At 40.9% G+C, this 22,889-nt stretch carries 15 protein-coding genes; 14 read left to right on the forward strand and 1 reads right to left on the reverse strand.

The window, feature by feature from the left end:
- The first annotated feature begins 174 nt into the window (after positions 1–174).
- The 13 genes from DD657_RS07945 (at position 175) to DD657_RS08005 (ending at position 19,593) form a co-directional block, all read left to right on the forward strand.
- Positions 175–3,318: a SusC/RagA family TonB-linked outer membrane protein gene (locus DD657_RS07945; RefSeq protein ID WP_021987859.1), complete on the forward strand. Its 3,144-nt coding sequence runs from the start codon at positions 175–177 to the stop codon at positions 3,316–3,318.
- Positions 3,319–3,336: 18 nt separating this feature from the next.
- Positions 3,337–5,169 carry a RagB/SusD family nutrient uptake outer membrane protein gene (locus DD657_RS07950; RefSeq protein ID WP_021987860.1) on the forward strand — a complete coding sequence of 611 codons (1,833 nt, stop codon included), beginning with the start codon at positions 3,337–3,339 and terminating at the stop codon, positions 5,167–5,169.
- A 30-nt stretch (positions 5,170–5,199) separates the two neighbouring features.
- Positions 5,200–6,528, forward strand: a complete 1,329-nt coding sequence (locus tag DD657_RS07955) for a BT_3987 domain-containing protein (RefSeq protein WP_287049485.1) — start codon at positions 5,200–5,202, stop codon at positions 6,526–6,528.
- A 131-nt stretch (positions 6,529–6,659) separates the two neighbouring features.
- Positions 6,660–9,494, forward strand: a complete 2,835-nt coding sequence (locus DD657_RS07960; RefSeq protein WP_021987862.1) for a M60 family metallopeptidase — start codon at positions 6,660–6,662, stop codon at positions 9,492–9,494.
- Between the two features lie 633 nt (positions 9,495–10,127).
- Complete coding sequence (locus tag DD657_RS07965) at positions 10,128–10,607, forward strand: hypothetical protein (RefSeq protein WP_287049488.1); 480 nt, start codon at positions 10,128–10,130, stop codon at positions 10,605–10,607.
- Positions 10,604–10,762, forward strand: a complete 159-nt coding sequence (locus DD657_RS07970; protein ID WP_287049490.1) for a hypothetical protein — start codon at positions 10,604–10,606, stop codon at positions 10,760–10,762. Before DD657_RS07965 ends, DD657_RS07970 begins: the two co-directional genes overlap by 4 nt.
- Before the next feature lie 11 nt (positions 10,763–10,773).
- On the forward strand, positions 10,774–11,481 hold the full coding sequence (locus DD657_RS07975) for a hypothetical protein (protein ID WP_287049492.1): 708 nt from the start codon (positions 10,774–10,776) through the stop codon (positions 11,479–11,481).
- An 871-nt stretch (positions 11,482–12,352) separates the two neighbouring features.
- The gene (locus DD657_RS07980) at positions 12,353–12,739 is read left to right on the forward strand and encodes an HlyD family secretion protein (RefSeq protein WP_287049493.1); all 387 of its coding nucleotides are present in this window, start codon (positions 12,353–12,355) and stop codon (positions 12,737–12,739) included.
- Between the two features lie 106 nt (positions 12,740–12,845).
- Positions 12,846–13,544, forward strand: a complete 699-nt coding sequence (locus DD657_RS07985; protein ID WP_287049494.1) for a TetR/AcrR family transcriptional regulator — start codon at positions 12,846–12,848, stop codon at positions 13,542–13,544.
- Positions 13,545–13,616: 72 nt separating this feature from the next.
- Positions 13,617–14,903, forward strand: coding sequence for a TolC family protein (locus DD657_RS07990; RefSeq protein WP_287049495.1), 1,287 nt, complete (start codon positions 13,617–13,619; stop codon positions 14,901–14,903).
- A gap of 18 nt (positions 14,904–14,921) precedes the next feature.
- A complete protein-coding gene (locus DD657_RS07995) occupies positions 14,922–15,956 on the forward strand; it encodes an efflux RND transporter periplasmic adaptor subunit (protein ID WP_021987872.1) in 1,035 nt (344 codons plus the stop codon).
- 106 nt (positions 15,957–16,062) lie between these two features.
- On the forward strand, positions 16,063–19,218 hold the full coding sequence (locus tag DD657_RS08000) for an efflux RND transporter permease subunit (RefSeq protein ID WP_021987873.1): 3,156 nt from the start codon (positions 16,063–16,065) through the stop codon (positions 19,216–19,218).
- Between the two features lie 78 nt (positions 19,219–19,296).
- Entirely contained in the window at positions 19,297–19,593 is a 297-nt protein-coding gene (locus tag DD657_RS08005) for a PG0541 family transporter-associated protein (protein WP_021987874.1), read from the forward strand.
- Positions 19,594–19,631: 38 nt separating this feature from the next.
- Here the strand turns inward: DD657_RS08005 and DD657_RS08010 are convergent, their stop codons facing one another.
- Positions 19,632–21,176, reverse strand: a complete 1,545-nt coding sequence (locus tag DD657_RS08010) for an ArnT family glycosyltransferase (protein ID WP_287049498.1) — start codon at positions 21,174–21,176, stop codon at positions 19,632–19,634.
- A gap of 247 nt (positions 21,177–21,423) precedes the next feature.
- Between DD657_RS08010 and DD657_RS08015 the strand changes: the two genes are divergently transcribed.
- Positions 21,424–22,878 (forward strand): putative outer membrane beta-barrel protein, encoded by a 1,455-nt coding sequence (locus DD657_RS08015; RefSeq protein ID WP_021987876.1) that lies wholly within the window; start codon positions 21,424–21,426, stop codon positions 22,876–22,878.
- The last annotated feature ends 11 nt before the right edge of the window (positions 22,879–22,889 follow it).

Raw genomic sequence — 22,889 nt, forward strand, 5'->3', positions numbered from 1 at the left:
CATGCCTGGTAAGCAGGTGTCGATTTTGGGTTAATCTGCTTGTTATCAATCATATAGATAGAAAACCAAAGTTATTATTTAATAAAACAGTTCTAATCAGTCTAATTCGGTGTGGAATAGGCGGATGTGTTTACCATCTAAAAAGTAACAGTATTAATCAAACACAGTTATGTTATGAACAAATGTTTAAAAGCAAACAAATGTAGAAAAGCGGTAGTATTGCTGCTTTGCTTTTTCACAACGGTTGCGGTTTTTGCCCGGAATAACGAGCGGACGACGTTGCGAAAAACACAGCCTTCGGGTCTGACGGAGGAAGTTACTGCCCAACAGGCTCAGAAAAAAACAATCAAAGGAAAAGTGTTCGATGAAAAAGGAGAAACGATTGTCGGTGCTAACGTCTGGTTGAAGGAATCTACCGTCGGTGTTGCAACAGACATCAACGGAGAATATACTTTAACCTACGAAGGAAATTATCAGATTTTGGTGATTTCTTTTATCGGTTATAAAACACAGGAAATTGTAATCGGTAATCAGTCAACAATCGATGTGACAATGGTACCCGATTCGGAGAAACTGGAAGAGGCCGTTGTGGTTGCTTACGGTACCCAGAAGAAGGAGAGTGTGATCGGTGCGATTTCTTCGGTGGAAGTCGATAAATTGAAAGTACCGGGAAGTTCGGTGTCCAATACGCTGGCCGGTCAGTTGGCCGGTGTTGTTTCCGTACAACGTTCCGGAGAACCGGGAAAAGGTTCTAATTTTTATATCCGGGGTATCAGTACTTTTAATTCGGACAGCCAGCGGCCGTTGGTTTTGGTCGATGGAATCGAACGTGATCTTGACCTGGTAGACCCTGAAGATATTGCTACTTTTTCCATATTGAAGGATGCTACGGCAACGGCTGTGTACGGTGTGCGCGGTGCTAACGGTGTTATCCTGGTAACTACCCGGAAAGGTTCTGACGGTAAGCCCCGTATCAATGTGCGTGCAGAAGCCGGATTGACCGGTCCGAATAAAATGCCGAAGATGGTAGATGCCGTACAATGGGCTCAATTGTACAACGAAGCGATAGGGCGTAAATATTATTCAGACGAGACGATTCAGAAGTATCGGGACGGCAGTGATCCGGACCTTTATCCGAATGTAAACTGGATTGATGCTTTGTATAAAAATTTCGCTTCCAACCAACGGGTAAATGCGAATGTTTCCGGTGGTGGTAGCATCGCCCGTTATTACGTAGCCGGTTCTTATTATAACGAAGGGTCTATTTTTAAAGAAGATAAATCGAATGATTATACTTCTTCTATCAATTACAATAAAATTAACTTTAGGGCCAACCTGGATATCAATCTGACGCAAAGTACCATATTGAATGTGAATTTGGCCAACGTGTATGAGAAGAAATTCAGTCCTGGTGCCAGTTTGGACGATATTTGGGGATATGCTTTTATGACTTCTCCCAATGCTTTCCCGGTTCGTTATTCGGATGGAACATTTTCAGCTCCAGGCGGAAGTTCCGGTTACAATCCTTATAACTTATTGACACAATCCGGTTATACGGAAGAATATTGGAACTCTGCACAGTCTTTGGTCGGATTGACACAGGATTTCAGTGAAATTGTAACTCCGGGTTTGAAAGCTAATATTAAACTTTCCTGGGATGCTTATCACAATAATAAAGAGGTACGTTCCAAAGAAGTGAATCAATATTTCGCTACCGGCCGGAACGAAGACGGTACATTGAATTATCAGGAAATTTACAAAGGTTCGGAATCTTTGACGTATACCAACACGGTAGGCGGTTATAAAACGACTTATCTGGAAGCTTCTTTAACCTATGACCGGGTATTCGGAAAACACCGGGTTGGGGCGTTGTTTTTATATAATCAGAAGAAGAAAACTTATACCGCATCCGGTAATATGTTGAGTAGTTTGCCTTATAAAAATATGGGTATTGCCGGACGTTTGACCTATTCTTTCGACGATCGTTATTTTATCGAAGGAAATGTCGGATATAACGGTTCTGAAAATTTCAGTCCGGGTAAACGTTTCGGTGTATTTCCTGCATTTGCTTTGGGATGGATGGTGTCTAACGAAAAATTTTTCCAGCCGGTTACCCATATCATCGATATGTTGAAACTGAAAGGTTCTTACGGTATTGTAGGTAATGATCAGATTGGCGGAGGACGTCGTTTTATTTATGAAGCTACAATACAATATAAGGATGCTAACGGTAATAATCTGCCGGGTTATACTTGGGGATCTACCGGTAATATGGGAGGAAACGGAATTCGTATGGGAGAAGTAGCTAACCCGAATGTGGGTTGGGAGGAAGCTAAAAAACTGAATGTCGGTTTTGAGATTTCTTTCTTCAATGCTGTAAAAATCCAGGGCGATTATTTCAAAGAAGAACGTAGCGGAATCTTTATGCAGCGTTCGGCTCTTCCCGGAATTGTCGGTTTGAGTACAATGCCTTGGGTGAATGTCGGTAAGATGAATAATCAGGGTTTTGACGGTACCATTGAATACGAACAACAAATCGGTGAGGTTCAATTGACAGCCAGAGGTAACTTTACCTATGCCAGAAGTGAAATTATAGATAATGACGAACCGGATTGGAAGCACAAATACCAGAACCGGATCGGTAAGCCTTATGGACAAAGCTTTGGACTTAAAGCTTTAGGGTTGTTCCAAAGTCAGGAAGAAATCGATAATAGCCCGACACAAACTTACGGAACAGTGAGGGTTGGAGATATCAAATACCAGGATATTGATGGCGACGGTAAGATTGATGCTAACGACGAGGTGGCCATCGGTTATCCTTCCCTGCCGGAGATTAACTATGGTTTCGGTGCAACGGCTGCCTGGAAAGGTTTTGACCTGAATGTATTTTTCCAGGGAGTAAGCCATACTTCATTCTTTATCGGCGGAGATGCCATGTATGGATTTAGTTCCGGTAACCTGGGACGTGCTGCTATCAATGAAGATGTGTACAAACACCGTTGGACGGCAGAGAATCCGAATCCGAATGCCCGCTATCCGCGTATGTCGGCTGATAATAGTCCGAATAATAACCGAAACTCCACCTGGCGTATGAGAGACGGTTCTTTCCTGCGACTGAAAAATATGGAAATCGGTTATTCCATGCCGAAACGAATTTTAGATAAAACCTTTATTACGTCATTGCGGTTCTATGTGTCCGGACAGAATCTGCTTACATTCAGTAAGTTTAAACTATGGGATCCGGAGTTGTACTCTTCTAACGGAGCTAAATACCCCATATCCCGGGTATTCACCGTTGGGGTAAATATTAATTTGTAATCTTTAAATGAGGATATTATGAAATTCATGAATAAAGCGATACTGTTACTCCTGACGAGTATAGCCCTGCTTGCCGTTTCCTGTGACGATTATCTGGACAAACAGGAAGACGAAGCGATGACCTTCGACAAGATCTGGACCAAACGGGCGACAACCTTACAATATTTTTATAATGTATGGGGATTTATGCCTACGGAATCGAACTGGGTGGATGAAAATCCGTGGATCGGAGCTTCCGATGAAGCAACCTGCACCTATAACCGGGATTACCGGTATATGAATAATGGTTCATGGGGACCTTCTACAGTGCCGTATAACCGTTATATGCATTATTATCAAGCTATCCGTGAGGCTAATATTTTTATGCAGAATATCGACCGTTGTTCTGCGAAAGATGTGAATGAAACGGAAAAGAAATTATGGAAAGTGCAGGCCAGATTTGCCAGAGCTTACTACAATTGGTTGTTGATGCGTATGTATGGACCGATTATTCTGGTAAAGGACGAGTTGGTAGATTTCAACCAGTCGATGGGGGCTTTGCAGCGTCCCCGGAATACCTGGGAAGAGTGTGTGGAATATGTATGCGGTGAATTGGCTGAATGTGCAAAAGAATTACCGGCAAGTCCTACGACAAATGATGATTACGGTATGCCTACCAAAGGAGTATGTTATGCTGTGATCGGTCGATTGAAATTGTATGCTGCACGTCCGTTGTTTAATGGAAATGAGCTTTATAAAAATGTGAAGAATCCGGACGGGACGAATCTTTTTCCGGTAGCTTACGACAAAGAATTGTGGAAAGAAGCAGCCGATGCAAATTATGAGGTGATCAAATTAGGGCAGTATGAACTATATGATACCGGCGATCCTGTAGAATCTTACCGGGGTGTTGGACTCGTGGAATGGAATTCTGAAATTATCTTTGCCCGTTGGGAAGGCGGTTATTACAACCGGGTACATGTCACTCCGCGTGTTGTCGGCGGTACTTCTTACGGTGGTATAGCCCCGACACAGCAGTTAGTGGATGCTTATGCCATGTCAAACGGCCGTTATCCGATTACCGGTTACAATGCCGACGGAACTCCGGTTGTTGATGCCGCTTCCGGTTATATTGAAACGGGAACTTCTGCTTTTGTAAATCCAGTACATGGTTATGACGTACCTAACGGATCTAACCGTAATATGTTCAAAAACCGGGAACCCCGTTTTTATGCAACTGTATTCTGGAGTTCCGATTGGTGGGGATATGGTACCGGGAACTGGGTGAACCCTGTATTTGGGTTTAACGGAAACTCCGGCCCGGGAGCCAGTCATGACTATCCGAAATCCGGTTACATGTGTCATCGCTTTTACGATCATACAAAGAATACCAATGCCGGATATTGGGGTAATCTGACTTTCCCGATCTATCGTTTGGCTGAAACCTATCTGAATTATGCGGAAGCCTTGAATGAATATTACGGACCTTCTCATCCCGATATTTTGACTTATATCAATAAGATTCGGAAAAGAGCGGGAGTGCCTGATCTGGAAACCGTATATCCGGATTGTAAAACCAGTCAGACTCTGATGCGTGAATTGATCAGAAAAGAGAGACGGGTAGAATTGGCATTTGAAGGACAGCGTTATTTCGATACCCGTACCTGGATGATTGCAGAAGAGACGGATGGCGGACAGATGTGGGGAATGAATACCAGTGCCGTTTGTCCGAATGTAAGCACAACACCTGAAGATTTCTGGAAAAGAACGGCTTTCGAAACCCGGATCTTTACCTCTAAACACTACCTGTATCCTTTCTCTCAACGGGAACTGGACCGCAATAAGCTGCTTACTCAAAATTATGGATGGTAAGTTTTTACAGAAACGATTAAATATAGAATTATGAAAATAAATAAGATAATTGCCGGTGTTTTGTTACTGGGTAGTCTGATCGCCTGTGAAGATAAACGGGAAGATTATATGGATCCCTATGCCACTACCTTATACATTACCAACAGCGGAGAATCGGATATCACTCTTTATAGAACGGGAGAATCTACTCTTTACCGTCTGGGTATTTATAAAGCCGGTGCTTTCAATGATACGAAAGCATCTGCAGAAGTAAATGTTATGGATGCTGCCAATTTGCAGTTGTACAATGCGGAAAACGGTACTTCTTATAAAATGTTGCCGCAAAATTGCTATTCTGTATCGGGAAGTAAGGTGAATTTCGGCTCCGGCCAAAACAACCAATATATCGATGTTACGTTTGAGACAGAAACGATCGCTCAGTTAACTGATTTAGCGACTTCGGAATATGTATTACCCATGGTACTGACATCTTCTGCGACAATTAATCCGGATAAATCGGTTGCGATGTTAAAACCGGAGATTGTAAAAGCGATGATTACCCTGGGAAACGGAACTGTTGAGGATTTGACGGTTGCTTCCGGAGGTGAGACGATTTTTAGTACGGATGAAATCCTGGTTTCTGCCGATTTCCCGAATAAATGGGATATCAGTCTGACGATCTCCAATACGGACGATTTGGTGACTGCTTATAATGAAAGTAACGGTACCGATTATCTGGCTCTTCCTTCGGGTTCGTATACATTGGATCCTGCAAGTCCTGTCCTGAAATCGGGAGTACAAAACCTGAGTTTGAAATACAACATCGACAAATCCAAATTGAAGATCGGTTCCAAATATTTATTGCCGGTACAATTGGCTGCTGTTTCTAAATTTGAGATTAATCCGGACAGAGCTATCCAGTACATTGTCATTGAATATGTCGATCCGATTATAGCTCAATCCAATTGGACGGTCAGTGATTACCGGGATTTTCAGGACGGTGACGGAGACGGACCGGATGCTTTGATCGATGATAATATCGATACCTATTGGCATGCGCAATGGAGTACCGGATCGCAGCTTCCGAGCTGGATTACCATTAAATTGGTCGATTTGGCGAAGACGGCTACGATCAGTCAGATAGAACTGTATGCCCGTCAGAACAATGCTTCGGGTCCGAAGACCGTGGAAATTCTGACCAGTATGGACGGCGTGACATTCGAGCTTTTCGGAACGCTGGACTTTAAGTCGGTTATTACGGCTCAAAAAGTGGTCGGTGCGCAGCCGGTGCAGGCTCGTTATGTGAAGATGAATATTACGGAGAAAAATAACGATAGTGTGGCAATGGGTGAGATGTATGTTCGGGGAACCGTCGAGTAATTGCTAAACTAAAATAGTTCTTGGGAGCATTACGGTATGGGCAACCTGACCGTAATGCTCTTTTTGATTTAATATAGAAGATGTCTGTAAAGACGGAATGAAAGATGAAAATCAAATTTTAAAAAATAAAGATGATACGATATTTATTAGGAATAGTCCTGTTTATCTCCGTTTTTTCTTTTTCGGCTTGCAAGGACGATGAGACAAAAGCAGAGCCTTATTTAAACGTTGAAGAGACTTTGTTGCAGTTGGATGAGAAAACCCAACAAACAACAATTGATGTCAATACGAATATTGACGACTGGGACGTGACTTCTACCGATGAGAAATGGTGTATTGCTGCCAGGTTAATGACTTCCGGCAACCGGGTTCAGATTTATGTCAGTGAAAATAAAGATACCGATCTTCGTAAAGCTTCTGTTTTTATTGAAGGCGGCTCCTTTAAGCACGAGATAAAAGTAGAGCAATTGGGCTCAGCTCCGGGTATATTGCTAACAAAAGATACATTATTAGTAGATGCTGCGGGAGCAACGCGTCAGATTACCGCGACGGCGAATATTACTTATGACGTGAAATTGTCTGATAACGGTTGGATTACAGAGGCTCCCCGGGGAAGGGTAACCACAACGACCTATACGTTTAATATGGACGAAAATAGCCGTTATGAAGCCCGGTTCGATACGATTGTTTTCCGTTCGACCGATGCGGCGGCACCGCAATTGGAAGTGAAATTGCCGGTGATGCAGAAAGCCAAGACTTCTTCTCCCGGAGAAGTTGAAGTGGAGGGAGACCCCCATATCATACCGACGGGAGGATTGGCTAATCAATATCAACCCGGGCAAAATATAGAAAATACCTGGGACGGTAAATTTGCTGCCGACGGAGGTGCTCCGTACCATTCGCCCTGGGGTGCTCCCTATGGGGACGAAACGGTTTTTCCGGTTGTGTTGGAATACTTTTTTGATGGCGGGGAAACTTTACCCGAACAAATCGATTATTTGATTTATTATACCCGTTCCGGAAACGGTAATTTCGGGGAAGTGGAAATCTGGGTGTCGACAGAAGCACAACCGGAGTATACCAAATACGGAGATTACGATTTCCAGATGAAAAACAGTCCTTCAAAGGTTGTTTTCACAGATGGTTTGGTACGACCTAAGAAAATTAAATTTGTGGTGAAGACCGGTGCCGGCGGTTTTGCCAGTTGTGACGAAATGGAATTTTATGCGAAGAAGACGGGAGGAGCTTTGGAAGATCAGTTGCTGACGGTATTTACCGATATTACTTGTTCTCAATTGAAAACCGGAGTGACTGACGCTCAGATAGACGCATTACCCGGTTATTTTTCGGAAATTGCTTTGAAGATGAAAAGGGGAGAATATGAAACGGAATTCCGTGTTCATGATTATCCCGCTTACAGTGTTGCCGAAGATTGGGCGGACAGGCTTTTAACCAAAGAATACGGTATACTCGATAATACGACCGGTATTTATGCAAATGCCGGGGATGAGATTATCGTTCTGGTCGGAGATACCCATGGACAGGAAATTTCGTTGCTGAGTATTGCCGACGGTGATGTTTCAGGAGATAGCTATTTTCTGTCGGAAGGTGTCAATAAATTGGCTATTCGTAATACCGGTTTGCTTTATGTGATGTATCATACGGACCTTTCTTCACCCAGGGCTTTACCGATACGTGTACATATTCCTATGGGAAGCGGCCTGGTGAACGGTTATTTTGACCTGGAAGAACATAAAACCGATGCCAAATATGCCGAACTATTGACTAAATCGACCTATAAGTATTTTACGATCAAAGGCCGTAATATTATGATGACGTTCCATACGAACCGGTTACGGCAATATGTGCCGAATTCCATTATTCCGACAATCGAGATGTGGGATAATGTTATTGCCTGGCAACTTAGTTTGATGGGCATTGAGAATGAACGGGGACAGCTTTGGAACAACCGCTTATTTGCCAGTTCTTTTGAAGGTGAAGGGTATATGTGGGCGACAAATTATCGTACCGGATTTCATGAGAATACCCTGTATAAAATACTGGTGCCCGAAACAATGATGGAAGATAAGGACAATATGTGGGGGCCGGCGCACGAAATCGGGCATATCAACCAGTTCGCCATCAACTGGCCCGGATGTTCGGAATCTTCAAACAATTTGTTTTCGAATTATGTCATTTTCAAATTCGGTAAATTCTGTTCCCGGGGAACTGCCCTTTCCGAATTGAACAATTACCGGGTAGTGCAGGATCAACCTTTTACATTGATAAGCGGTGCGACACATCAGGGTGAAAACACCGAGCTTCATATGCGTATGAATTGGCAGTTGTTTGTTTATTTTCACCGGGTTTTGGGTGACGAACAATTTTGGCCCCGTCTTTTCAAATTGTTGCGCCAGACTCCTCCGGTTGAAAGCAATCCGGGTTGGTCACAATTGAATTTTGCCGAACAGGCGTGTGCTGCTGCCAATCTCGACCTGACGGACTTTTTTGAGATGTGGGGATTCTTTGTTCCTGTAGATAATGTTCCTTACGAACAATATGGGAACTGGACATTGAATGTGACTCCGGCAATGATTGCAGAGACCAAGGCCCGGATTGCCGCCAAAAGGTACCGTAAGCCGGCGCATGTCATTCAATATATCGAAGACCGTAAACAAAACGATACCGGTAATGTTGATGAGGTGGGGGATGTCGGTTATTGGACGCAATTCCGGGATAACCAGAGAATTACGAAAAACGTAACTTATAAATTATCGGGTACAGCCATTCGGATCACGAACGGAGAAGAAGCCGTGGCTTTCGAACTCCGGGATGCTCAAGACAAATTGATCTGGTTTTCTAATTTCCTGAATTTCGAAGTATCTTCTTCCGTCCTGGATAAAATGGATAAAATCTACGCAGTCCAGGCCAACGGTACGAGGATAACGGTGGTTACCGGAAACTGATTGTAGATATCAGCGTATATTTTATATAGAACTTTTGGGGAATGTTATTACCGGAAATTTTGAAATATAAATTTCCGGTAATTTGGTTTTATATATTAACCTAAAGTGTACAATGAATATATTATTTGGTTCATATCATTAATTACGACGGATGATATGACTGCTATTAACAATAAATGAAATGGCTTGTAAAACTATGTCTTTTAGGGTGGTCTTGTTGCGACAAGGGGGAAAGTACTTATAATCGATATTTGGACTTCTTTGTATCTAAATGCTATATCGGAAGGTGAATCTAAAGATATATCTATTATTAATTGAGAATATTGAGATACATTGAATGAAATTGCGTGTGCAGTATTTTATTAAAATTTGCATTATTTATACTATGTTTTATAAAAATGAAATGTAGTATAAAGTAATTATGATGATATGTGGTGAAAATTGTATATTATATTTGATAATAACTTTTAATATTGTTTTGATTTTTGAAATAAAATTGTATATTTGATATGTTGTTTGTTATAATGAAGTAAATAATTCCTTATAATGTAGTTTAAATTGCCTTAATTTTGGTATATTTTTCCATTGTTTATAATTTGAAATGTTGATTATCTAAGGTGGATTGATTTTATTTTGATTAATGGATGTTCTTGTAATGCTTCCGGTTTGTATTATGGGAAAGCAGGCTTATCTTTGATCTTATCTGAATTGGCCCTGTTTTATCGAAATGATTATTTGGAATATCATGCCTTTAAACTTTTACAAGAAGCTTTGATTACAAAAATAAAGATAATTTATTTTTCAGATGGGCTTGCAGGAATTGGTTTTACATTGTTATATCTTATTGAAAAAAAGCGAGTTGAGGCTGAATATTTGGAAATATTTGGAAAGTCTCATCAGAAAATCATAGAAGTAATTTCACATTATGATGTTGGTTGTCACAAGTTTAGCGAAACTTTAGGTTTGTATTTTTATTTACATATGACTGGAAAATTTCTTCCTGCGCGAATTTTCCAAAAGATAAATTCTAGATTTTTGATCAATATAGAACAATATTTTGAGAATACATATGCTGGAGATATAGATGTAAAATGTTATTCTGAAATCGTATGAAAAAGTTAATAGAATACATTACGGTGAAGAATGAAGGGACCGAAACCAATCCGGTGTATGTAATCGAGATGCGTAATGGTAATGCTGCTGTAATCAGAATCAGGTGTTGGGATAAAAGCACTTATTTGAAACTTATTAATATTGTCGGACTATAAAATCCATTGTAATGAAAACTTCGTCTTTGACTATAAAATCAGCAATCATTACCATTCTCGGTATTTTTTTGAATTTGCTATTGTATGTTTACGCTATTGAAAAGTATTCTTTTGATCATCCGCTTCTTTTGTGGAAGATAACTGCAATTTTGTACGCCTTGTTTTTGATTTCGGGAATAATTTGGGTTGTTCGTATTTGCTTTTTTTCTTTGCCTGTAAAAAAACCGGCATTTCTCAGGTCTAGGTCGCATCCGGTGATGGTGTTATTGATACTGGCCTTCGGTTCCGGTTTGTTTGTACAAATTTTTTCTACGATATCTTTTGTATACGGTTGGTACGGTCCCGGTTGGGCATCATTATTAACCATGTTTAAAGAGAATGGCTTTACTGTATCGCTTGCTGCGCTTTTAAGTGGTATCGGCATCTGGATACCGGGAAAATCCGGTTATTTTCTTTCCATGTTGTATCCCCTTATGTGGCTTTCCTTATTGGTACGCCAATTTATCTTTGATAGTAGTATTATGTATTATTACATAAGAGATGCTTTTCCGATAGTGCTTGTTTTTATGATTTTTGTACCGATTTTTTTGAATCATCCGAAGGTATTGTCATATTTTGGCATACAAAAATGCAGGCAACAACTCTTTTTTACGGCTGCAGCCTTTCTGCTAACCTTTGTGTCTGTCGTGTGGATTAATATATACAAATATTACATGTAGTATTCAGGGTAACCTGGCTAGGGAAGATGAATATTTTATACGTTAAAACAAAAGACAATTTTTATGCAACCGAAATTTGTTGTTTTTTATCCAGTGAGTTTAGGTGTATTGATGCTTCAATGTTTTCATGTATTTTGTAATGTAGTAAATCCGTATCCGGAAGTGAAGGAGTTCGTTTACTCTTATTTGGTCCTGTTTTTAATTGGATTGCTATTTTATATTTATACTCTTTTTTTGTCTATTCGACAGCATAGAAAAGAATGTGTATTTATCATCTTGTTTTTTTATGGGTATGATACTCTTTTCTCAATTATGTAATGAAATTATTTTGATATGGGTAAATATATGGACATTTTTTTCTTTTGAATGGAGCTCTTTAATCGTGATGAATGATTTTAATATGTTTGCTTATTTAGTAGTATTATTAAGTGGATCCTATCGGCTTGTTTTTGCTTGGGCATATAGGATATGTTCTGTCAATGATTGTTCCATTTTATATATTTTGTCAGTTAGTATACTCCTTTTTCTTTACAACTAAACCATTTCCTGATTATTTAATTGCTAATTGGCAGACTTTTTTAGTGTTGATAATTATAGCTCCGATTTTATATAATCGTAAAATCATTCTCGATTATTTTAAGTTTTCTTTAAAACAGAAATTTTTATACTTACCGATATCTTTTCTTATAGCAGTATTGACGGTTGTGTGGCCTTATTTTAAAATGTTATTCTGAAATTTTATCGAATTCATTTAATTGTAAATCTGTGATTTATATGTTGATCGCTTTATAATCAGGAATGTTGCTGTATATGATTCTGATTCCAACAGAATATAATTTTCAATAAGAAGTCAATGATATTATAGGTAAAAATGATACATAAACGTAGTGAAGAAGTTTTTTCGATCGTTCCATTTCAGGAAGATATAATCGGGCAGGTTTTACTCCCTGCTTCTGGTGCCGGTAAGGTTGATGTCGGGAATGATGTTATAATTAAATTGGATAATTATCCTTATATTGAATTCGGATCGATTAAAGGAAAAGTAAAATCAATTTCTCCTGTGACTAAAAAACTGAAAACAGAAACGTCGAATATAGAGACTTATTTGGTTATTGTTAGCTTACCTGACGGTTTAACTACTAATTATGGGGAATCTCTTTATTTTAAATATGAGATAAAGGGGACGGCTGAAATTGTTGTCAAAAAAAGAAGGCTGATTGAAAGATTATTCGATAACTTGAAATACCGTATAAAGTAATCTGAATTTTTTGATGTCGAGTGTTTTACGGGATAATTCTTAAGTGGGAGAAATTTTCCTGTCATTGTTTTTGCATTTTATTTCTTTTGTATATCTTTGCGGCACGATGGAAACGAAATGTAAGAGAAACGTTTCCATGTGTAAAACGTTTTCGATAAAAGTTATGGCATGTGAGGGAAATCATTTGAAGGAGGAATTGGTCGGCTGTATTTCGGATTTGTTTCTGAAATACGGTTTGCGTAGTACTTCTATGGATGATATGGCCAATCATCTGAAAGTGTCTAAAAAGACGTTATACCAGATTTTCGAGAATAAGGAAGATGTGGTGGAGCAGGTTATGTATTACCGGCTCGAGAATTTACGGAAAGAAACGAGTCCGGAGGAATTACAGAAAATCGGGCCGGTTCGTTTTTTGTATGAAATCAAAAGGCATATTATCGATAATTTAAATACCCGTTTACCGGCTAATTATTTTGATTTGAAAAAATATCATCCGGAAGTAAACAGACGGATTGAGGCGGAAAAAGATCAGATTATGAAGTCGGTGTTGAATGAAATTTTGTCGATGGGTGTTGAGAAAGGTGTTTTTCGGCAAGATGTGGATATGGAATTGCAGGTTTATATTTTTTCACGGCAGATGAGTTTTCTTGAAGAACAAGAGATGCCGGACGATTTAAAATACCCGGTACCCTTATTGGTATCCGAGATTGTCGATAATTTTATTCGGGCAATTGCTACTCCTAAAGGCATAGAAGAGTTGGAACGGATCGGGCGTGCCGATTGTGCCGAATCCCTGTCTTATTAAGGTTGGCATGAATTTTGTAACGTTTTTTGAATGTTTTTATTGTGTGGATTTGACGAAAATAAAGTAAAAGTGATGAGAAAAATTTTAGTGTTGATATTGCTGACGGTGATTCTTCCTTTGTTTGTCCGAGCGCAGGATGTACAGGAGTTGTCATTGAAAAAAGCAATCGAGTATGCAGTGGAGCATAATAAGCAGTTGCAGTCTTCCCGAAAGGACATTGATCTTTACAGGCAGAAAGTGCGTGAGTCGGTGTCTCAAGGATTGCCGCAGATTAACGGTAAGTTGGATTACAGTACGAATTTCGGGTATAAGATGAGTTTCGGTCAGGGAGGGACGATCAAAATGAAGGATCAGTCCAATGCCAAGGTGACGGCTTCTCAATTGATTTTCAGTGGACAGTGGATATTGGGTATTCAGACCAGCAAGATCGCTGAAAGATTGGCGAGCCAGCAGGTCGGGATTACGGAGTTGGATATAAAGGAAAATATATGTAATACGTATTATGCGATATTGGTGAGTGAACGTCTGAGGGATATCGTCCGGCAGAATCTGGAAAATATGGATCAGATATATGAGCATACACAGAATATGTATAATGCGGGTACGGTGGAAATTACCGATGTCGATCAGATCCGGATTACGGTGGGCCAGTTAAAGAACAGTCTGTCTTCCATAGAACGTAATGTGGAAGTCAGTTATAATCTTTTGCGTTTGCAGTTGGGGTTACAAGCTGAAAACCCGGTGAAGCTGACCGAAAGTTTGGATTATTTTCTGAAACAGGAAGATTTTGTCAAGCTGGGAGTAAAGAAATTTGAAATCGATAATAATCCTGAATATCAGTTGAGCCAGACCCAGGAAGATCTGAGTAAGAAAATGGTCGGTTTGCAGAAATGGACGTATGCCCCGACGATTTCCGGAACCTATTCTTATAATTATAAGCTTTTGAAGCCGGATTTCGATATGAGTCCGAAACATTCTGCGGGTTTGACGATGGATATTCCCATTTTTTCCGGTTTACAGCGTAAAGCTTTGCTGGAGCAGGCAAAAATCGAACTGGAGCAATCGAGTCTGAATAAAAGTTTACTGGAAGATCAGTTGTATGTGAATGAGAAGCAATATAAATATGAGTTGAAAAATGCTACCGACAATTTTTTTCTGCAAAGGGACAATATTCAGGTGGCTAAGCGGGTATTGGAAAATATGCAGCGTAAATACGAATACGGTGCCGTTTCCAGTCTGGATTTGACACAGGCGAATAACAATTATCTGGAAGCGGAAAATAATTATACGAACGCTTGTCTGACTTTATTGCAGGCAGAACTCCAGTTGGAGAGATTATATAATGAATTATCCTATTAAAAACAATTTAATACAGTTATGATAAAGAATATCGTTTTAACGGTGCTGACAATCGCTCTTCTTATCGGTTGTTCGTCGAAAAAAGAAGATACTAAAAGTACGGAGACTGAAGCTATTCCGGTGAAGGTATTGAAACTGCAGAAGCAGAATATTGCCAAAACATTGGACTATACGGCTACGTTACAGGCTGATGAGCAAGTGTATTATGCTCCGGCGGCAACCGGTCGTATCGGTAAAATATATGTGGAAGTCGGAGATCGCATTAAAAAGGGACAGTTGTTGGTGGAAATGGATCCGACAAATTTGCGGCAGGCAGAGGTTCAGTTGAAGAACTTGGAAACGGAGTATAACCGGGCTGTAAAATTGAATGAAACGGGAAGTATTTCGAAACAGGCTTATGATGCAGCGGTTACGAATTATGAGGTTGCGAAGTCGAATTATGATTTTTTGAATGAAAATACGAAAATGCTGGCTCCTTTCGACGGTATTGTGACCGGAAAGTTTTTTGAAAACGGAGAGGTTTATACCGGAGCTGCAATGGGGGGCGCTTCAAAACCTTCGGTTATCGCCATCGAAAAGATCAATCCTTTAAAAGCCTATGTAAATCTCTCGGAGCAGTATTTCTTGTCTGTGAAAAAAGGTACGAAAGTGGAACTTAGAAGCAATATTTTCCCGGACAGAGTATTTGAAGGTACTGTAAATATAGTATATCCGACGATAGATCCGGCTTCACGTACATTTACTGTGGAGTTGCGTATTCCGAATCAGGACGAGGCCTTGCGTCCCGGTATGTACGGAACGGTTAATTTCTTTATCGGTGAAACCGAAACTTTGGTTGTTCCGGCTATTGCCGTATTGAAGTTGCAGGGAGCAAACGACCGCTACGTTTTTTTGAATAAGGATGGAAAAGCCAAACGGGTGGATGTCCGGATGGGACGCCGTTTTGAGGATCAGCTGGAAATCATCAGTAGTGAAATCCATGAGGGGGATGAAATCATCATTGTGGGCCAGGGACGTCTTGTAGACGGCTCGCCTTTGAATGTTGCAAAATAATAGCCATAAGATAGCATGTTTAAAGTCAGAGGTCTTTTTGTGTACAGACTTTCGACGGTTTGACCTTTGACTTTACGCTAAATTTTAAGTATTAAATTTTAAGAAGATGAGTATATATAATTCAGCGGTAAATAAACCTATTTCTACCTTGATGGTTTTTGTGGCTATTATGGTGTTGGGTATTGCCTCTTATATACAGTTGCCTGTAGATCAGTATCCGAAGATGGATCCACCCTATATTACGGTTATGGCGACTTATCCGGGAGCTAATGCCTCGGATATTGAGGAAAATGTAACTAAGATTTTGGAGGACCAGTTGAACTCGGTAGATAATCTGAAAGAGATGACTTCTACTTCGTATGATAACCTGGCTGTTATTTCATTGGAGTTTGAGTGGGAAGTGAATCTGGATGAAGCGTCAAACGATGTGCGTGATGCAGTGGATAAATCGATGCAGAATCTGCCCGATGATATCGACCGTCCGACAATTATGCGATTCAATACATCTATGATGCCGATTTTGATTTATGCTGTTACGGCAAATGAATCTTATCCGGGTATCGACAAAATTTTGGATGATAAATTGATTACCCGTTTAAACCGGGTGGATGGAGTGGCTTCGGTTATCGTTGCCGGTGCTCCTGAACGTGTCGTTTATGTCGATCTCAATCCCAATCAGTTGGAAGCCTATAATCTGACACTGGAACAGATTGCTAATAAGATTCTGGCGGAAAATAAAGATATTTCTTCGGGAAATGTGAAGATGGGGGATATGGATTATACGTTGCGCGTTGAAGGGGAATTTGAAGAAAGCGATCAAATCAAGAATATTGTTTTGGGTACCCAAAACGATAAGACCATTTATATGCACGACGTGGCTTCTGTTCGGGATACGATTAAGGATATTACTCTGGAGCAGACGATTAACCGGGGACGGGGCGGTGTTTTGCTGATAACGAAACAGACGGATGCAAATGCCGTGGCGGTTGCAAAGGAAGCTAAAAAGCAATTGGAGATAGCACAAAAGGAATTGCCTTCCGATATCAAGTTCCAGATTATTTCGGATAACTCGGATTTCATTGTAAAATCGATCAACAATTTGCAGAGTTCGTTGATGTATGCATTGATTTTTGTGGTTTTGGTGGTGTTCTTGTTTTTGGGCCGGTGGCGGGCGACTTTTATCATTGCATTGACCATCCCTATTTCATTGATTGTTGCTTTTATCTATTTGTTTGCCACCGGAGAGTCTTTGAATGTCATTTCCCTGTCTTCGCTTTCGATCGCCATCGGTATGGTTGTGGATGATGCGATTGTGGTATTGGAAAATGTAACAAAGCACATCGATAGGGGGAGCCGTCCGCGTGAAGCTGCTAAATACGGGACGAATGAGGTGTGGCTGTCGGTCATCGTGACAACTCTGGTAACGGTAGCCGTGTTCTTCCCTTTGACATTGGTAAGCGGTATGACCGGTATCTTATTCAAGCAATTGGGATGGATCGTTTGTATTACGGTATGTACTTCTACTGTTACGGCAATCTCCTTGACGCCGATGCTTTGTTCTCAGTTGATGAAGATACAGGATAAAACGGAAAAAAGCCGCTTTAGTTTCTATCATTTCGTTTCTAAGCAGTTGGACCGGTTGGATGCCGGCTATGAGAAACTCATACGGTGGGTGCTTTGTCATAAGACCTTTATTATTTCATCGATGTTTGCTATTTTCCTCGGTTCGTGTAGTTTAACACGTTTTATTAAAACCGACTTTATGCCGCAGAATGACCAAAGTTCGATGAGTGTATATGTGAAGATGCAGTCCGGGCAGCGGGTAGAGGTTACCAAGGAAGTGGCTTTACAGATCGACTCTGTCATTCGTGCGGAAATACCGGAGATAACAATTATCAACTTATCTTACGGTAGCGAGGAAGAAGCTTCGTTTGCCTCCATGATGAACAGTACCGGTAACAATATCCTGAATATGCGTTTGCGTACGGTGGACATTAAGGACAGGGACCGGGATATTTTTGTTATTGCCGATCAGGTCCGTAATATTTTGAAGCGATTCCCGGATGTGTTGCAATATACGGTAAGTACCTCAAGTAGCGGTGGTTCAATGGGGGGTAACTCTGTGGATATCGAAATTATGGGACATGATTTTAATACCACTACCAGACTGGCAAATGAGATTGCAGTGAAAGCCCGTCAGATTCCGGGAGCAGAGGATATCAAGATCAGCCGTGACGATGACAAATCCGAGTTACAGGTGATTCTGGACCAGGATAAGCTGGCCCGTCATGGGTTGACAACTTCCGAGGTCGGTTCTTTTTTACGTAACCGTGTTTATGGTTTTAGGAACAGTAAATTCAAAGAAAACGGAGAAGAATACGATATTATTGTACGTCTTGATGAGAAATATCGCTCTTCCATTACGGAAATAGAGAATATATTGATTACGGACGGACACGGAGAAAGAGTCCGGTTGAAAGAATTAGGGGAAATTAAAGAGTATTTCTCTCCGCCGAATATCGAACGTAAGAGTAAACAGCGTATTCTGAAGGTATCCATTACGCCGGCTGCCGGAGTCGCTTTAGGAGATATTGCTTTGGCTTCACAACAAATTATTGACAATCTGGAAAATATCCCTCAGGATGTGTCCATGTATATCGGGGGTAGCTATGAAGATCAGCAGGAATCTTTCAGTTCGTTGATATTGTTGTTGTTGTTGTCGTTGATGTTGGTATATATTGTGATGGCGGCACAGTTTGAATCGTTTAAGATGCCTTTCATTATCATGCTTGCTATTCCGTTTGCTTTTACTGGTGTAATTTTAGCCTTGTTGATAACCAATACGACGTTAAGTATCGTAGCGGCCTTGGGTGCTATTATGTTGGTGGGTATCGTAACCAAAAACGGTATTGTGTTGATCGACTTTATCAATTTGATGCGGGAGCGCGGTATTCGCCTGTACGATGCTATTGCGTTGGCTTGCCGTTCACGTTTACGCCCGGTGTTGATGACTTCGTTGACGACAATTCTGGGTATGGTGCCGATGGCAATGAGTATCGGTGAGGGGTCTGAAACATGGCGTCCGATGGGTGTTGCGGTTATCGGTGGTATGGTTTTTTCGACCATTATCACAATGATTATCGTTCCGGCGGTATATGCTTCTATGGATAAGAGCGGTAGCCGGGACAAGAAAAAGATGCTTAGCAAACAGTTTAAGTTTATGAGTGATTTCGATCCCGAAAGAGATTTACCTAAAAAATAATGTACGATTTGGATTTGCGGTTTTGGATTACAGAAGGTAACCGAAATCGCAAATTGTAAATCTAAAATCAAGAATCAGATGAAGAAAGCGGTATTTATTACATACAATCAGGCTTTGACCGAGCGTGTCGCGTATATCCTGGAGCAATTACGGATAAAAGGCTTTACCCAATGGCCTATGGTAAACGGCGCCGGGACAGAGGGCGGAGAGCCCAGAATGGGATCCCATACCTGGCCGGAAATGAATTCTGCTACGATTACAATCGTAGAAGAAGAGATGGTTCCTTTGATCCTGAAATACGTTAAAAAGTTAGATGAGGTAAATAAAGAAAACGGTATCCGTGCTTTTGTCTGGGACATTACGGATATGTATTGAGATTTCCTTGTTTTACTGCAAGAGCTATCGGGACATCGTCATTTTCTTTGGAAGATGACGATGTCGTATTTTGTGAACGGATATCTGATTTTATTACTGATCAGTTCTTTTAGTCCGGGTGTCCGCAGTATGTCTTTTCGGCGGATAAATAATACGAAGTCTTCTTGTCCGTCTGATTGTTCGAGTTGTTTTATATCTATTTTCCGGATTTTCTGTTGCAGGTAAATATCCATGTTTTCCCCGCTTCTGATGTTGTAATAGTAGTATTGACAGATGTGTTGATCACTGGCAATTTGTACCGCTTTTTCGCATAATTCTCTGAATCCGATGTGTTTGTTAAGTTGAGGAATGGCAAATCCCATGACAAATAGGCCGCAGAGCAAACCGACGGCCAAGCCGTTTACGGCTTGGTAGAATTTTTTTTGATGCAAGGCATAAAGGCAAAATGTGGCTCCACCGGCAAAAAGAAATAAACTGCATTGAAGCAGGAAAGGGTAGGTATAGCCGGTTTTATCGGAAAGAAGGTAGGAGGCTGGAAAAGCCAGTATCAGCAGAATGGCCGGTACGATGATGCTGAAATTGATTGTTTTCAGCGGAATGCGTGGTAATAGTAAGAAAGAGAGTCCGGCAATTAAGGGAAATACCGGAAGCAGATAGATATCCAGTTTACTGCTGAACAGCGATAGCATGACGAATGCAGAAACGATAACTGTGAGAAAAAATTTTTCGATGTCTCTGTGGTATAGCTTATCCCGGAAACCGATCAGAATGACGGTGAGGTAAAATAGTACCCAAGGGGCCAGCGAATGCCAGATGGTTTTGAAATAATACCAGAAAGGTTGTTTGTGATGAAAGGCATCGACTGCGCGGTGGACGGTTTGCCTGAACAGAAGGTTATTCAAATAGGTTTTTCCTCCTTCGGCGTATACCCCTAAAAACCAGATCAGACATAGCATACATAATATACCCCATTGTTTCCAGCCCAGATAATGTCCGAATGTGCCGATTTTTTTTTGTAAAAGTAAAAAGACCGATATGGAAACCAGAGGCAGCAATAAACCGACAGGGCCTTTCGTAAACAAGGCCATGAATATGTATACGGGTAATAGCGTCTTATCCCGGGGGGATGCCTGGCCGATGTAAATTTTGTAGAATGTATGGAGTGCGAGCAATATGAAAAGGCACATCAGCATATCCATACGTAATACGATGGCCGATCCCATGAAAAGGCCGGAGGTGATCAGCATGAGATTGCATGTCTGTAAATTTTTTTTATCGGTATACGGTGAGAGCCACCGGTTGAGTATATAAAGGATTAACAATGCGGGAAGCAGGGAGAATAGACTGATGAATAACATACTGTGAAAACCGAGTAGTGATTTGCCTGCCATGATGATCCAAAAATACAAGGGTGGTTTATCCGCATAGATCTGTCCGTGGTTGTAAAATGTCAGAAAGGTTTTGTTTTGGATTGCTTCGTCGGCAATACTCAGGTATTTTAGTTCGTTGTTCGGGGTGAAATCCCTGAAATAGAGGAGAGGTATAAAAGCAATGAGGAGCAGAACGTATTTCCAGGCTTTCATCGTAATTCGGTTTTGTTTTATTGAATCTTAACGAAATCCGCAGGGATGAGTTACACCTTTTTATGATCTGTTTCTTATCATTCGGATGGTAAGATGGGGGATATTTCTGTATGTGGGAAGTATGGGCGAAGCATTCGGAATACAGGTGTTTTATTGTTGAATTGTAAATAAAATTAATTAAAATTTGCAAATGATTATAATTTTATAAAACTTGCACTACTAAAACTCTCAATAGTTGTAAGTTGTAATGTGCAAGTATGTATTAATCCTTTTTTGGGTACTGCTAGAGGTGTGTTCTGTCGGTTATGCTCAGTCTGTTGAGAAATCCGGAGAAGAAGATGGTGCCGATAAATATTCACACTGGACTGCAGGGATTTCTATAGGAGAGCCTTTTGTATTTTGTAATTTAACTTCATTTGCAGCCCGTAAAACCTATTGGGGCGTTTCTTTCGGAGCATTCGGCGGTTACCAGTTCAATCCGGTTTTGGGAATTTCTCTTTCTTTAGATTACGGTATGAATAAAGCGGGGGCTCATTCTTACGCCTTGGACCGTAAATTGGGACCGGACGGTACGACCTATTATTTGCCGACGTTACCCGGGACGCCTTTTTCGGAAATTTATTCTCAGGTTCGTTTTTTCAATATCGGAATCCAGACGGCTTTTAATTTGAATCGTATCCTTTTTCAGCCGGAGAATCCACAACGGTTTACAGTATTGTTGCAGCCGGCTGTTTATATGCAGCATTTTCGTGCGACGGTTTACAATCAGCAGAAACGAAAAGTAACCGACGGTTCTTTGAACGGAGGTCCGGATTTTGGTTTGGGAGCGGATTTGGCTTTGCGGGGACGGATCAATTCCCGTTTCGATATGCAGTTGAGTTCAGGTATTATCTGGACGACGAACAATACTTTTGACGGTGTCGATAATCTGTCGAAGGCCAAAGATGATTTCTTATGGAGTACGAAAATTTCATTGATTTATAAAATCAACCGGAAGTCGAAACGGGAAAAAGATAATATTCTTTATGCTCCGGTTCGTCGTTCTGCCGTTGCTTCGGCAGAGCTTTCCGCGTTGTTGGCAAAAGCAGAAGAACGGGAAAAGAATGAGAAGGAATTGATGGCCCGGTTGATTGTTCTGCTGGAGAAACAAAACCGGGACACGACGACGGTTGTCAAAGTCGAGCGGGTTGTCGATACATTGTATATTGTACAGAAAGAAGCCCCTCCGGTGCTGCCCGCCGGCAGTCCGGATGACCATGAAGAATGGGTGATGCGCCTGATGAATAAGATCCGTACGGAGCAACCCGATATTATCGAGGAAGTAGGGTTCGATACTCTGGTACGTCAGGCTATTCAGGCCCGGGAGGAATATGCCGGATATTTTACGGATGATAATGTTCCGGCGGAAATTCGGCAGAATGCAACGCCTAAGTATGCGATACAGATTTATGCCATGACGAATCCTTTTCCTGTTGCTTTCTTCAAAGATACACCCGGCATCCGGGTGGTGCGTTTGGTGAAAGACAGGCTCTACCGTTACCTGTATGCCGTTTACGACAGTAAGGAAGAAGCGCGGGCTTTTTTGCCGGAAGTACAGAAAAAATACTGGGATGCTTTTATTCGTGAATTTGACGATTACATGATAAAGAACGCCTTGATATTGGATTATTCGGCAAATCCTGCTAAGGTTGAGAAAAGATAGTGTGTTCAAAA

Source organism: Culturomica sp. (assembly GCF_003524185.1).
Classification (GTDB): Bacteria; Bacteroidota; Bacteroidia; order Bacteroidales; family Marinifilaceae; genus Culturomica; species Culturomica massiliensis.